This is a genomic window from Indiicoccus explosivorum, from assembly GCF_002167005.1.
Taxonomy (GTDB): domain Bacteria; phylum Bacillota; class Bacilli; order Bacillales_A; family Planococcaceae; genus Indiicoccus; species Indiicoccus explosivorum.
In genome coordinates this window covers 110997-123473 of the sequence record NZ_NHTN01000003.1, presented here as the reverse complement: position 1 = coordinate 123473, position 12477 = coordinate 110997, and the positions used below count along the sequence as shown (strand labels likewise).

Below are 12477 nucleotides of genomic sequence, written 5' to 3'. Positions count from 1 at the left end.
AAAAACTGATGGACATGTACGCGGCCATGCAGGATTTCGTCGGGATGCTGATGGATAAGAAAGTGTAGGGGGAGTGTGGAAACGTGAGGATCAGCGGACTGGCAAGCGGAATCGATACGGAAACCATGGTGAAGGAACTGATGGCGGCCGAGCGGATTCCGCTGGATAAGCTCAATCAGAAGAAGACGTATTTGGAATGGCAGCGCGATGATTACCGGGAAGTGAACCGGAATCTGAAGGCGTTCAGCGATAAGTTGTTCGATAACCTGATTTTGCAGTCGACGTTCATTCAAAAGAATGTCAACATCTCGCAACCGGATGCGGTATCGATCCGGAATGTCGGGTCGACGAGTGATTTTACAGGAAGTATCCAAGTGAATCGGCTGGCGAGCGCGGCAACCATTATTGGAACGCCGACCGGAATGACCGCCGGTGAATTGGATTCTTCAGAAAAATTGATCCCGGCAGGCGGAACAGCCCAAACGGTCAAAATACGGGCAATAAAAGCGGACGGCACGATGCAGACCGCGGAGGAAGCCTATACGTTCACCATCAAACCAGGTGAGACGACGTTAAAGTCGCTAATTAGCGACATCAATTCCAAATCGGGTGTATCGACGTTTTACGATTCTTTCACCGGAAAAGTATCCATGACAGCAAAAAACAGCGGTGATGTGGCAGGCGGAGCAGAGATTTTGCTTGAAGGGGCAATATTTGATGATCTCGGTCTCACGGGAACTGCAGCTTCAGTAACAGCAGGAGTCAATGCCGAATTCACTTACAACGGCTTAACGACAGAACGTCCATCCAACACGTTCCAGCTCAACGGCTTCGAGGTTACGCTTAAGGCTGAAACGACGACTGCCGTCAATTTTTCCTCCTCACCTGCCACCGAAAAGATCTTCGAAAAGATCAAGGAATTCGTCGACGGCTATAACAAGCTGATCGAGGATTTGAACGGAAAAATCAGCGAACGAAAGAACCGGGACTACCCACCGCTCACGACGGAACAGCGGAAAGAGCTGTCCGAGGAGGAAGTGAAGCTGTGGGACGAACAGGCGAAAAAAGGGACGCTGCACCGGGATCCGTCCATCTCAAGCGGATTGAACAAGCTGCGGCAGGATTTGTATACGCCGGTATCCGGCCTTCCAACAGCGGGGGATCTGCTGGCGGAATTCGGGATCAAGACTTCATCGAGCTACAGCGACAACGGGAAGCTGATCATCGACGAAGCGAAACTGAAAGAAGCGATTTCGAAGGATCCGAACGGGCTGTATCAGCTTTTCGCCGCGGATGGTACGACAGATGCGACAAAAGGGATCGCCCGGCGGATGAGGGATACGATCGATGCGACGATCGAGGGAATCGAGGTCCGGGCCGGGAAACCGACGAGCGTCGGCAATTCCAGCTACACGATCGGCCGAACGATGGAGAGCCTTGATTCCCGCATCGACAGTTTCGAGGACCGTCTCCGTCAGGTGGAAAGCCGCTACTGGCGGCAGTTCACCGCCATGGAGAAAGCGATCCAGCAGGCGAATTCACAATCCATGGCACTGATGAACGCCTTCAGCGGCGGACAGTATTAATTGAGGAGTGAAAAAATGGCAACATTGAATCCATACAAAGCGTATCAGCAGACGAGCGTGGACACGTCCACACCAGGCGAGCTGACGCTCATGCTTTATAACGGCGCACTGAAGTTCCTGTCGCTCGCGAAGCGCGGCATGGAAGCAGGCGATATCGAAATGAAAAACACGAACCTCCAGAAGACACAGAACATCATCCGCGAGTTCATGGTGACGCTCGATCCGAAGCAGCCGGTCGCGGAAGGGATGATGCAGATGTATGACTACATGAACCGCCGGCTGATCGAAGCGAACGTGACGAACGACGCGGCGATCGTAGCGGAAGTGACGGGACTCATGACCGAATTCCGCGACACGTGGAAACAGGTCGTGCAGATTCAGCGGCAAAAGCAGTACGGGGGAGCTGGGGGCGTATGATCCGGCAGGAGCTGGCGAAATGGCAGGAGATGACCGCGGAACTCACGGGGATCTTGAAAAGCGGCGATGAGCGGGAATCGGTCATCGAGAACGTGGTGGAGCTCCTGGCGGCGCGGGAAGAACTGAAAGGGTCGATCCAAGGTCCGTTCACGCCGGAAGAGGAACTGTTCGGCGAGCAGCTTGTCATGGGCGAGTCCGAACTGACGAACCTCATGGCGCAGCTCCAGGATGTGATCAAAGGGGATTTGTCCCGCGCGAAAAAGGCGAAGGTGAACATGAACAGCTACACGAATCCGTACGGCGGTTTTTCCCCGGACGGCACGTATTACGACCAGCGGAAGTGAACGCGGGAATCAGGAGGCAGCTAATGAATATTGAACAGATCAAACGCGCGGACGTGCAGAAAAAGAATTTCATCGTCTTCCTGTCGTTCGCTCTTTCTGTCGCGCTCGGGCTGATTGCACAGATCATTTTCAAATCGGAAATAGTGATCATCATTTCTGTCGCGGCTGTGTTCGTGCTTCTGGTCGCCGCTTACTTGTCGGCGCGGCGCAGCCGTTGGATGGAGACGAATTTCGCTTACATCGCGGTAGCGCTGTCCTTTTCGATGAGCACGAGCATCATGTTCTTCAATGAAGCGAATCTCGGGACGGTCCTGCTGATTTTCTTCACGCTTGTACTGGGCGCCGCCCCGGCGCGCATGCCGGTCATGGTGTTCGCGTTCATTCTGTCGGTCATCAGTCTGGTGCAGAATTACATCGCGTTCTATGATCCGGCGGTGATGGCGGCCAACGGCAAGAACATGATTTTATTGACATTGCTCATCTCCCTGACGCTGTTCCTCCAGGTCCGTCAGAACAAGCACGTGTTTTTGCAGGTGGAGGAACTGCTCGGGAAGGCGGAAGCGAAAGCGCGTGAAGAGGAAGCGGTCTCCGAACGGCTCAACCGGGCGGTGGAAAAAATCACGGACAACCTTGATAAAATCCGGGAGAAGACGCATACGTCGGTGGCGAGCCAGCGGGAAATGCTGACGGCGGTGACGGAAGTGAGTGCCGGCGCGATGCGTCAGGCGGATCACATCAGTGATATCGCCGGCAATACGGAATCGACGAACGGCGCTGTGCGCGGCATGGCGGATTATTTGTCGTTCATCGCCTCGGAAGCGAGGTCCGCCGGGGCCCAGGCCGAGACAGGGGCTGAGAAGATGACGGCCGTTCAGCAGGAAATGACGGCGTTCACGGAAGTGTTCCGGGAACTCGGGGACTCGTTCCGGGAGCTGACGGTCAAGATTAATGAGACGAATGAATTCGCGGGCTCAATCAAAACGATAACCGAGCAGACGAATTTGCTGGCGCTGAACGCGTCCATCGAAGCGGCGCGCGCCGGTGAGCATGGCAAAGGGTTCGCCGTCGTGGCGAATGAAATCCGGAAGCTCGCCGGGATGACGGATCAGACGCTCGAGAAGATCAGTGCGAATCTGAAGGAAGTGAACCGCTACAATGAGCTGACTTTCAGCAAGCTGACGGACGGAGCGGAACGCGTCGACCGGCAGGCGGAACTGACGGATGAATCGGGCGCGACGTTCGCCGGACTCCGGGCGACGATGCAGAAACTTGGGGAAGAGCTCGTGAAATTTTCGGAAGATGTGGACGCGGTTTCCCGAAACAGCGGCAGCATCCAGGAAAGCACGACGGAATTCGCGGCGATCGTCCAGCAGAGCACAGCGGCGGTCGAAGAGCTGGATGCGACGCTCCAGCAGCTGGCGGAAGAGCAGGAATCGATTGCGCGCTATGTGGACGGCACGTACGATGAAGCGAAGCAGATCCGCCTGCAGCTGTAAGGAGGCAGGAAATGTTTTATAAACGGTCAGAATCATTCCGCTACACGTTTGGGCAGCCGGTGGAAGCGGTTTTCCGGATTCTCGGGGATTTCGGCAGAAACGGTGCGCCGGACGCGCACGGCGGCTGCCTCATCGTCGATTTGAGCCCGGCCGGCATGCGGCTGTTTTCCGAACTGCCGCTGCCGGAGAAGACGCGGCTGATGGTCGAATTTTCCCTGACCGGGGAGCGCATCCGGACGGAAGGTGCCGTCGTCTGGCGGCAGGCGCATATGTCGGGTTCGCTGTATGGCGTGAAATTGGAGACGAACGCGGCGGCCGAACGGTTGATCATCGAAGAACTGAAGCGGTACCGCCGGGCGGAAGTCGGGCTGCAGAATAAATGAATGACCCCCTTGCCGGGATTGCCGGTGAGGGGGTTTTGCATTCCACCGCCTCATTTTCCGCCGGGAAACCGGATTTACAAATCCTTTACACTCCATTCATTAGCACTTAACAAAGGGGTGTTAAAGTCAATTTGTACTCGAATTAAGCAAGAAGAAATCCGATTTCTTAGGGGGACTAACAAGGATGGAAAAGATGAGATTACTGAAGTTGTCAGTACCGGTTACACTTGCTGCGGGATTGCTTGTCGGCTGCGGAGGAGCTGAAGAGGATGCCGCTGCAGAATCGACCTCGAGTGTATCCGGCGAAGTGCTGATTGACGGATCGTCAACGGTCCAGCCGATCATGGAAGCTGTCACGTATATGTACAACCAGGAAAACCCTGAAGTCGAAACAGTCCTGAACACGTCCGGAACCGGCGGCGGATTTGAACGCTTCACGGCCGGCGAAACGGATTTCAGTAATGCGTCCCGGCCGATCGCGGAAGATGAAGTGGCGCTGGCCGAAGAAAACGGAATTGACTATACCGAACTCGAATTGGCATACGACGGACTTTCTGTCGTCATGAGCCAGCAGAATGATTTCGTCGATGAACTTTCAGTGGAACAGCTCCGCGAGATTTTCCTGGCGGACAGTGACGCGGAAACATGGTCGGACATCAATCCGGAATGGCCGGATGAGGAAATCGTGATTTTCAGCCCGGGTCATGATTCCGGAACATTCGATTACTTTAACGAAGTGATCCTGGAAGAACAGCCGATGAAAGACGGCGAGAACGTCACGCTGAGTGAAGACGACAACACGCTCGTGACCGGGATCCAGGGGAACCCGTACGCAATCGGCTACTTCGGCTATGCGTACTACGAAGCAAACCAGGATTCGCTGAAAGTGCTCGGCATTTCACAGGACGGCGGAGAAGCGGTGAAACCGAATCCGGAAACGATCCAGGACGGCACGTACACGCCGCTGTCGAGACCGCTGTTCACGTATGTGAACAACGAAGCGCTCAAAAACAAACCGCAAGTGGCGGACTTCACGATCTTTACACTGGAGAATGCCGGTGAAGCGGCTTCACAGGTCGGTTACGTCGCCCTTCCGGAAGAAGAGTATCAGAAGCAGCTGGATGAAGTGAAAAGCATCATCGGTGAAGAAGCGGAATAACAGTCCATGCAATTACGGGAAAAGGGTCAGACTGCCGGGCGGCCGGCAGTCTGACCCTGCCCTTGCTTTTCGCGAATATGACCGGAAGGATGGAATCGTCCTTCCATCGGCTGAAAGCCGGTTCCTGATCATGTCTTATTTGGAAAGAGGTTAACTATGAGATCGTCGACTACCCAACAATTGACTTCCACGCAAACCATCATCCGAAAAAATAAGGAGAAAAAGAATTTCCGCCGGACGACGGAAAAAATGATCCCGGTTTTTCTGTTCATTTGCGCGGCCATTTCGGTCCTCACGACGGTGGGTATATTTTTCACCCTGCTCAAAGAGTCCATCACATTTTTTGCGGAAGTGTCGTTCGCGGAATTTTTCCTGACGACGCACTGGTCGCCATGGACCGGTGATTTCGGGGTCCTGTCCCTGATTGCGGGGACGCTGCTCGTCACGTTCATCGCCATTTGTGTGGCGCTGCCGCTCGGGCTCGCTTCCGCTGTTTATTTGAGTGAATACGCTTCAGCCAGCGTGCGTAAAGTGATCAAGCCTATTCTCGAAGTGCTGGCCGGAGTTCCGACAGTCGTCTATGGATTCTTTGCGCTGACGTTCGTCACACCGGTCCTTCAAAGCCTGATTCCCGGTCTGACGGTGTTCAACGCATTGAGTGCCGGAATCGTCGTCGGCATCATGATCGTGCCGATGATCGCCTCTCTTTCCGAAGATGCGATGAGCGCCGTTCCGAACGCATTGCGGGAAGGCGCGCTGGCGATGGGCGCAACGAAATTCGAGACGACCTTCAAAGTCGTGATTCCCGCTGCGCTTTCAGGGATTGTCGCTTCTGTTGTCCTCGGTGTATCCCGGGCGATCGGCGAGACGATGATCGTGGCGATCGCTGCGGGCGCTACGCCGAATTTCACCATCAACCCGCTGGAATCGATCCAGACGCTCACATCCTTTATTGTCCAGGGAGCCACGGGAGATACTTCTTATGGATCGACCATCTATTACAGCATTTATGCGGTGGGGATGACGCTGTTCGTCTTCACATTCGCAATGAATCTGCTGTCCCAATTCATTGTCCGGAAGTTCAGGGAGGGATATTAATGGCTGCAAACGATACGGCGTCGGCAACGAAACTCATTAAAGGACGCGTGGTCCTCAATCAACTGTTGAAATTTTTGTTCCTGCTGGCGACTATGGTCGGACTGATTTTCCTGGTGCTGCTGATTTACCGGGTGCTGGACCAGGGGCTCGGATTCCTGGATGTCAATTTCCTGACGAGCTTCCCGGCGCCATTTCCTGAGGAAGCCGGTTTATTGGCCGGCATCATGGGCTCGATCTTTCTCATGCTCCTGGTGGCGCCGATCGCTGTCATCCTCGGTGTGTCAACCGCTTTGTATTTGGAGGAGTATGCACCGAAAAACCGGTTTACCCGGTTCATCCAAGTGAACGTGCAGAACTTGGCGGGCGTCCCTTCCATCGTGTTCGGACTGCTCGGACTGACGTTTTTCGTCTACCTGTTCAGCCTCGGCTATACGCTGATTGCGGGGGCGCTGACGATGAGCCTGCTCATCCTGCCGGTCATCGTGGTCGCGTCCCAGGAAGCGATCCGGTCCATTCCGAATCATCTTCGGGAAGCATCCATCGGTATGGGGGCGAGCAAGTGGCAGACGATCTGGACGATCGTGCTGCCGGCTGCCATCCCGGGAATCCTGACCGGCTCGATTCTCGCGTTATCCCGGGCGATCGGGGAAACCGCTCCGCTCATCGTCGTAGGAGCGGCCACGACGATTTATTCCATTCCGGATTCGCTGCTGTCGAAGTATACGGCGATGCCGATCCAGATCTACAGCTGGACAGTCCGGCCGCAGGAGGAATGGCAGTACGTGGCCGGTGCGGGGATCATCGTCCTCCTGGTCATCCTGCTCGCGATGAACGCGGTCGCTGTCTGGATCCGCAATAAATTCCAGCACAGGTTTTAAATTGTTAGAGTGAAGAAATGAAAGAGGGGCTGTCTGAAAAGGTCAAAATACCTGTTTTCCGAACCACCCGGTCCCCGGGATGGGGAAACCGGACGCTTTTTGACCCACACGATGTGGGAAATGCAGCCAGCGCGACAGGACGTCGCGGTGCTGGCTGCCCCTATCTAAATTCACAGAAAAAAACCGACGCGAACACAAAAAAGGCGGGAAGAGGGCTTAAGTTCCTCTTGCCGCCTTTTCGTTGGCAGTTTGCTTCTGAGAGACAGGGCCGGCAGAAGCCAGCGGAAATGCGAGACGCCTGCGGAAAAACGGACGGGCAAGACCCCGCATGCCGGAGAAACCGGCAGAGGAGGCTTGACCGTTCGTCCGCGGCAAGCGAGCGTTTGCGCAGCGAATGCCGGTCCCTTCCAGCGAAGTTCTGCAATCATTCCGAATCTGAAGGGGCTTTTTGGACAGCCCTCTTCGTACGTTCCGGGTGTTTAATTAGTTGAATTTCAAGTAGTAGCCTCTTCCGCGGACGGTGACGATACTGAAAGGGGCTGACTCGTCCAGGCCGAGCTTGTTGCGGATGTTCAGGATGAACATATCGGCAATCCGCGTGTTGTCACTCGTCCTGCCGAACGTCTTCCGGATTTCGTTCATGATCTGTTCCCGTGTCAGGATCGTTTCCCTGTGCTGATACAATAGCAGCAACGTGAAAAATTCACGCGGTGTGAGTTCGATCGTCCGGCCGTTTTTCAGCAGCGTATAGCTGTCCGGATACAGCTTGAAATCCTCGATCAGGATGCAATCCGCCTGAAGCGGGGCTTCCGTTTCCGGAAGTGTCAGATTCTGATAGCGGCTGAAAGATTTTTTCACTCTCGTTTCCGCTTCTTTCACACTGATGGAGGCGGATAACACCTCATCCGCCCCGGCTTCTAGGATGAGCACAGCATAAAAACCCCGATCTTCCACGTCATAGACGATCAGGGGCGCATCCGGCAAAAGTTCCTTGATTTCCCGGATATGGGGGACGGTGTTATGACGGATGAACGGGAACGCGCACAGCACACCCCCGACTTCCGCCGCTTCCGTTCCCTCGAGAACAAGCGAGGTGTCCGGTGCATATTCGAATGAATAACCGGCAGTGCCCAGAATTTCTTTTCCGGGAAATTCCGCCCGGTCATCGAGTATCAGCACTTTTTTCATTTGTCTCACCCACACGGTTAAAGTTTTTGTTTCCTGCTATGTAAACAGGGCGGCTCTTCCGCTGACGGTGCCAAAGAACAGCACAGCATGGAAGAGACCCGCCGGATACTGGAAATCCGGCCGGTCAGCAGATGCGCCGACCGCCGGACTTCTTTACGTGTTTAAATCTGTTTTTATTCCTTTGACCATATAGATCGTATTTTCCGATATGTTCGTCACATGGTCCCCGGAGCGCTCCAGATAGCGGCAGACCATCGCCAGCTGCATGATCTGCTCCATGTGGGCATTGTCGGATGACGCGATGTCGATCAGTTCCGTGATGGACTCCTTATAGAGAGCATCCACCTGATCATCGATCTTCGACGATTCGACAGCCAGTTTCGTGTCTTCGTATTTGTATGCGTCGATCGCATCCGTCAGCATCTTGTTCACGAGATCCGCCATCTGCGGAACGTGGACGATCGGCTTCACGAGCTGGGCGGTTCCGATCCGCTTCGTCGCTTTGGCGACATTCACCGCAAAATCGGCGATCCGTTCAATATCGCTGGAAATCTTCAGCGACACGATGATTTTCCGGAGATCCGTCGCCAGCGGCTGTTCTTTGGCGATCAGCAAAATCGCTTTTTCGTTGATTTTCTCTTCGAATTCGTTGATCAGACGGTCATTGCCGATCACTTCATCGGCGAGCGCCATATCCTGTTCTTTCAGGCTGACCACGGAGCTGCTGAGGGCATCCCGTGTCATGCCTGCCATGTGCTTGATGTCTTCCCGCAATTCATTCAGCTGATTGTCGAAACTGCTTCTCGTCGCCATTCTGTTCCCCCGCTTCATTTATCCGAACCGTCCGGTGATGTAGTCTTCCGTTCTTTTGTCCTGCGGTGTCGAGAAGAGCTTATCCGTCTCGTCCATCTCGATGACTTCGCCGTTCAAAAAGAACGCGGTTTTATCAGAAACCCGTGCCGCCTGCTGCATGTTATGGGTGACAATGACAATGGTGTAGTCTTTCTTCAGTTCCTTGATGAGCTCTTCGACTTTCAGCGTTGAAATCGGATCGAGCGCCGAAGTCGGTTCATCCATCAGAATCACGTCCGGTTCGATGGCCAGACAGCGGGCGATACAGATCCGCTGCTGCTGGCCGCCGGAGATCCCGTAGGCATTTTCGTGCAGCCGGTCTTTCACTTCATCCCAGATGGCGGCGCCTTTGAGGCTCTTTTCCACGATTTCATCCAGCATCTGCTTTTTCCGGATGCCGTGGATTTTCGGGCCGTAGGCGACGTTTTCGTAAATGGATTTCGGGAACGGGTTCGGTTTCTGGAACACCATGCCGACCCGTGTCCGTAATTCTTCAACCATATACTGGGAATCAAAAATGCCCTGCCCCCGGTAAGCGATGGTGCCGGACGTGTGGACGGAAGGGACGAGCTCCACCATCCGGTTCAGTGTTTTGACGAACGTGGACTTGCCGCAGCCAGATGGTCCGATGATCGCCGTGACTTCGTTTTTGTTGATGTCCATGTTGATGTTCTTAAGGGCGTGCGTATTCCCATACCAGAGATTCAAATCCTTCACTTGGAAAATGGCATCGGATGTTGCTGTATTCATGATCTTTGCCTCCAACTCCTGTTTGGTCCTCACTGTTTCAGCAGTCCGGATCGGATCCGTCAGCTGAAGTTGCTGCAATTAAGAATGTGACTACTTTGAATTGTAGGGAGGCTCTGTTAAGCCCGCATTAATCCAATGTTAAGTGATTGTAAAAGTTGCTCCTCAGGCGTAAAGAAGATGGAGAAATTGTGGGACAGGCAGTTTTTGATTTCAGAGGAAAGGGAAATTCATGAGTATCACCGACTATGATGCAAGGAGGTATTCCATGAGCAAGAAAAAGGTGCGATCAGGAGAACCGGAAAATGACCGGAACAGAAAGGAAAACGCAGCAGAAGCTAACCGTGAACTTAATGAGGATTTTTATGGGGAAGAAGAGAACAGCCCGCCACCGCTGTATATCAATAACAACACACCGGCTATTGACGTCGACGGGAACAAAAAACGCGATGAATGAAGCGGCGGATATCCGAAAGGACAGAGGCAGCTGAACGGTTTTTTCAACGCTTTGGCACATCCAAAAGAGCACTTGCTGCGGCGAGTGCTCTTTTTGGGTGTGTCAGCGATCCAAAGATGCAGAAGAGAGATGAACTTTACACAACATTCATACATCCTTCAAACGGCTTTAACAGTCGTCATTTACACTAAGAACGGATGGAAGACGGCAGACAGTCTGCGGCGCCGCCTGACGGATGGATGGTCCGCCTGTTCCGGAATCCGGAAAAACCAGGAGAAGGGTGAGACGAATGCTGAAAAAACTCGGAATCGTACTAGTTGCCGCAGGATTGTTTTTCAGTGTCTGGAGCGGTTTTGGCTGGCTGCAAACGGCAGACTCTCCGCAGGGCTTGACGGAAACAGCGGAACAGGAATCTTCAGGCACCCGAGAGGGAAGCGGACCATTCCGCAGCGGGATATGGGCTGCCGAGCAGCAGGGGATAAGTTACGCGGCAGGGGCACAGATCGGCCAGTTGTCCATTCCTCGGGCGGACGAAGTCTTACCGATTTACTGGGGAACAGACCCGGAATCATTCGAAGGCGGAATCGGCTTGCACCTTCAACCTGTTTCGGAGACGCCGGCCGCTGCAGGGTGCATGACGCTGGTCGGCCGCCAGGATGCGGCTTTCACCGGATTTGAAGACTTGCAGGAAGGCGATCGGTTATTCGTAAGATTGAATGGCGCGGTGTATGAATATCAAATCCGGAAAACAGGATCTGCCGCTGCAGGCGGCGGGGCAGCTGGCCGGAAAAGCGGAGCTGCTCTGATGCTTACCGTCGATGTCCCGCCCGGATCTGCCGCTTCTTCCGCACCTATTCACCTATACGCGAAGTTGGTAGCGAATGAAAGCGCAGGCTGACAGCGGGACGCAGCCCGACCGTCCGTCTGCAGAAAAGGCTGGATTCCCCTTCACTGGACCTGCCGGTTTTATTGGACATACGAGGAAAAAGGGGACGGCGCCAAACCGCCGTTCCCTTTGCATAGTGCAGGCTCTCCTGTGTGTCATCGAATGAAAGGATTTCCTGACTAAGACCACTAGCTTTCGTATATCATCTTCCGTGTCATGCCGCCGTCGATCCGGAGTGTTTCACCGGTGATGAACCCGTTGTCCGGATTGCAAAGAAACAGGCAGGCGCGCGCGACATCATCCGGCCGGCCGACCCGGCCGCTCCAGTGCTGGGCGTGGTCCCGGCTCCGCAGTTCTTCCGGATTGCCGGTGTGGATCCAGCCGGGCGCGATCGCGTTGACGCGGATGTCCCGGTCGCTCAGGGAGGCAGCGAGCGCATGGGTCAGCGCGAAAATCCCGCCTTTGGAGGCGGCGTAGCTTTCCGTATCAGGCTCTGACATGAACGCGCGCGTCGAAGCCATATTCACGATCGCCCGGATGTCTTCGGTCATATAGCGCGCCGCTTCCCGGCTGCAGATGAACACGCTTTTCAAATTCGTATCGAGTACGCGGTTCCAGTCCGCTTCCGTCACTTCCCACATCGATTTGAATTCCGAGACGCCGGCATTGTTGATGAGTCCGTGGATGGCGCCGTATTCCTCGTTTATTTCCAAAAACGTCCGTGTGACTTCCTCGAAACTCCCGGCATCGCACGTCCGGAAGTCGATGCTGCCGCCGGTCCCCGGCTGGAGATCGAGCCCGATGACCCGCGCACCTTCTCCGGCGAATCCTTCGGCCATGCTCCGGCCGATGCCTTGCGCAGCACCCGTCACGACGATGGTCTTCCCCTCGAACATGATCCGATCCCTCCTTGAGACCAGTTTACCTGAAACGGCGGAACGTAAAACTTTTCGCGTTTCGTGAAGGATGTGGAAGGGGAAATGTAG

13 protein-coding genes and 1 pseudogene are annotated in these 12477 nt (G+C 54.5%); 10 read left to right on the top strand and 4 right to left on the bottom strand.

Annotated elements, in window-relative coordinates; all coding sequences use genetic code 11:
- Nucleotides 1-83: 83 nt before the first annotated feature.
- From CCE92_RS01195 to pstA, 8 genes are all read left to right on the top strand, one after another.
- Entirely contained in the window at nucleotides 84-1586 is a 1503-nt protein-coding gene (locus CCE92_RS01195; RefSeq protein WP_088005706.1) for a flagellar hook-associated protein 2, read from the top strand.
- 15 nt (nucleotides 1587-1601) lie between these two features.
- Nucleotides 1602-2003 (top strand): flagellar export chaperone FliS, encoded by a 402-nt coding sequence (fliS, locus tag CCE92_RS01190; protein WP_088005705.1) that lies wholly within the window; start codon nucleotides 1602-1604, stop codon nucleotides 2001-2003.
- Nucleotides 2000-2347 (top strand): flagellar protein FliT, encoded by a 348-nt coding sequence (fliT, locus tag CCE92_RS01185; protein ID WP_088005704.1) that lies wholly within the window; start codon nucleotides 2000-2002, stop codon nucleotides 2345-2347. Before fliS ends, fliT begins: the two co-directional genes overlap by 4 nt.
- 23 nt (nucleotides 2348-2370) lie before the next feature.
- Entirely contained in the window at nucleotides 2371-3843 is a 1473-nt protein-coding gene (locus CCE92_RS01180; protein ID WP_088005703.1) for a methyl-accepting chemotaxis protein, read from the top strand.
- Nucleotides 3844-3854: 11 nt separating this feature from the next.
- Nucleotides 3855-4226, top strand: coding sequence for a PilZ domain-containing protein (locus CCE92_RS01175; protein WP_088005702.1), 372 nt, complete (start codon nucleotides 3855-3857; stop codon nucleotides 4224-4226).
- A gap of 184 nt (nucleotides 4227-4410) precedes the next feature.
- A complete protein-coding gene (locus tag CCE92_RS01170; protein WP_088005701.1) occupies nucleotides 4411-5385 on the top strand; it encodes a PstS family phosphate ABC transporter substrate-binding protein in 975 nt (324 codons plus the stop codon).
- A gap of 156 nt (nucleotides 5386-5541) precedes the next feature.
- Nucleotides 5542-6483 carry a phosphate ABC transporter permease subunit PstC gene (pstC, locus tag CCE92_RS01165; protein WP_088005700.1) on the top strand — a complete coding sequence of 314 codons (942 nt, stop codon included), beginning with the start codon at nucleotides 5542-5544 and terminating at the stop codon, nucleotides 6481-6483.
- The gene (pstA, locus tag CCE92_RS01160; protein WP_088005699.1) at nucleotides 6483-7361 is read left to right on the top strand and encodes a phosphate ABC transporter permease PstA; all 879 of its coding nucleotides are present in this window, start codon (nucleotides 6483-6485) and stop codon (nucleotides 7359-7361) included. Before pstC ends, pstA begins: the two co-directional genes overlap by 1 nt.
- 483 nt (nucleotides 7362-7844) lie before the next feature.
- On the opposite strand, the gene CCE92_RS01155 is transcribed toward pstA, so the two are convergent.
- The 3 genes and pseudogenes from CCE92_RS01155 to pstB form a co-directional block, all read right to left on the bottom strand.
- A complete protein-coding gene (locus tag CCE92_RS01155; RefSeq protein WP_088005698.1) occupies nucleotides 7845-8549 on the bottom strand; it encodes a winged helix-turn-helix transcriptional regulator in 705 nt (234 codons plus the stop codon).
- Between the two features lie 153 nt (nucleotides 8550-8702).
- Nucleotides 8703-9362 carry a phosphate signaling complex protein PhoU gene (gene phoU, locus CCE92_RS01150; protein WP_088005697.1) on the bottom strand — a complete coding sequence of 220 codons (660 nt, stop codon included), beginning with the start codon at nucleotides 9360-9362 and terminating at the stop codon, nucleotides 8703-8705.
- Between the two features lie 18 nt (nucleotides 9363-9380).
- Nucleotides 9381-10118: pseudogene (pstB, locus tag CCE92_RS01145) on the bottom strand (phosphate ABC transporter ATP-binding protein PstB); the annotation flags it as partial.
- Nucleotides 10119-10416: 298 nt separating this feature from the next.
- Here pstB and CCE92_RS01140 point away from each other — a divergent pair.
- Together CCE92_RS01140 and CCE92_RS01135 are read left to right on the top strand one after the other, a co-directional pair.
- Nucleotides 10417-10605, top strand: coding sequence for a hypothetical protein (locus CCE92_RS01140; protein ID WP_088005696.1), 189 nt, complete (start codon nucleotides 10417-10419; stop codon nucleotides 10603-10605).
- A gap of 289 nt (nucleotides 10606-10894) precedes the next feature.
- Nucleotides 10895-11503 (top strand): sortase domain-containing protein, encoded by a 609-nt coding sequence (locus tag CCE92_RS01135; RefSeq protein WP_088005695.1) that lies wholly within the window; start codon nucleotides 10895-10897, stop codon nucleotides 11501-11503.
- 176 nt (nucleotides 11504-11679) lie between these two features.
- On the opposite strand, the gene CCE92_RS01130 is transcribed toward CCE92_RS01135, so the two are convergent.
- Nucleotides 11680-12387, bottom strand: a complete 708-nt coding sequence (locus tag CCE92_RS01130) for an SDR family NAD(P)-dependent oxidoreductase (protein WP_088005694.1) — start codon at nucleotides 12385-12387, stop codon at nucleotides 11680-11682.
- Between the last annotated feature and the right edge of the window lie 90 nt (nucleotides 12388-12477).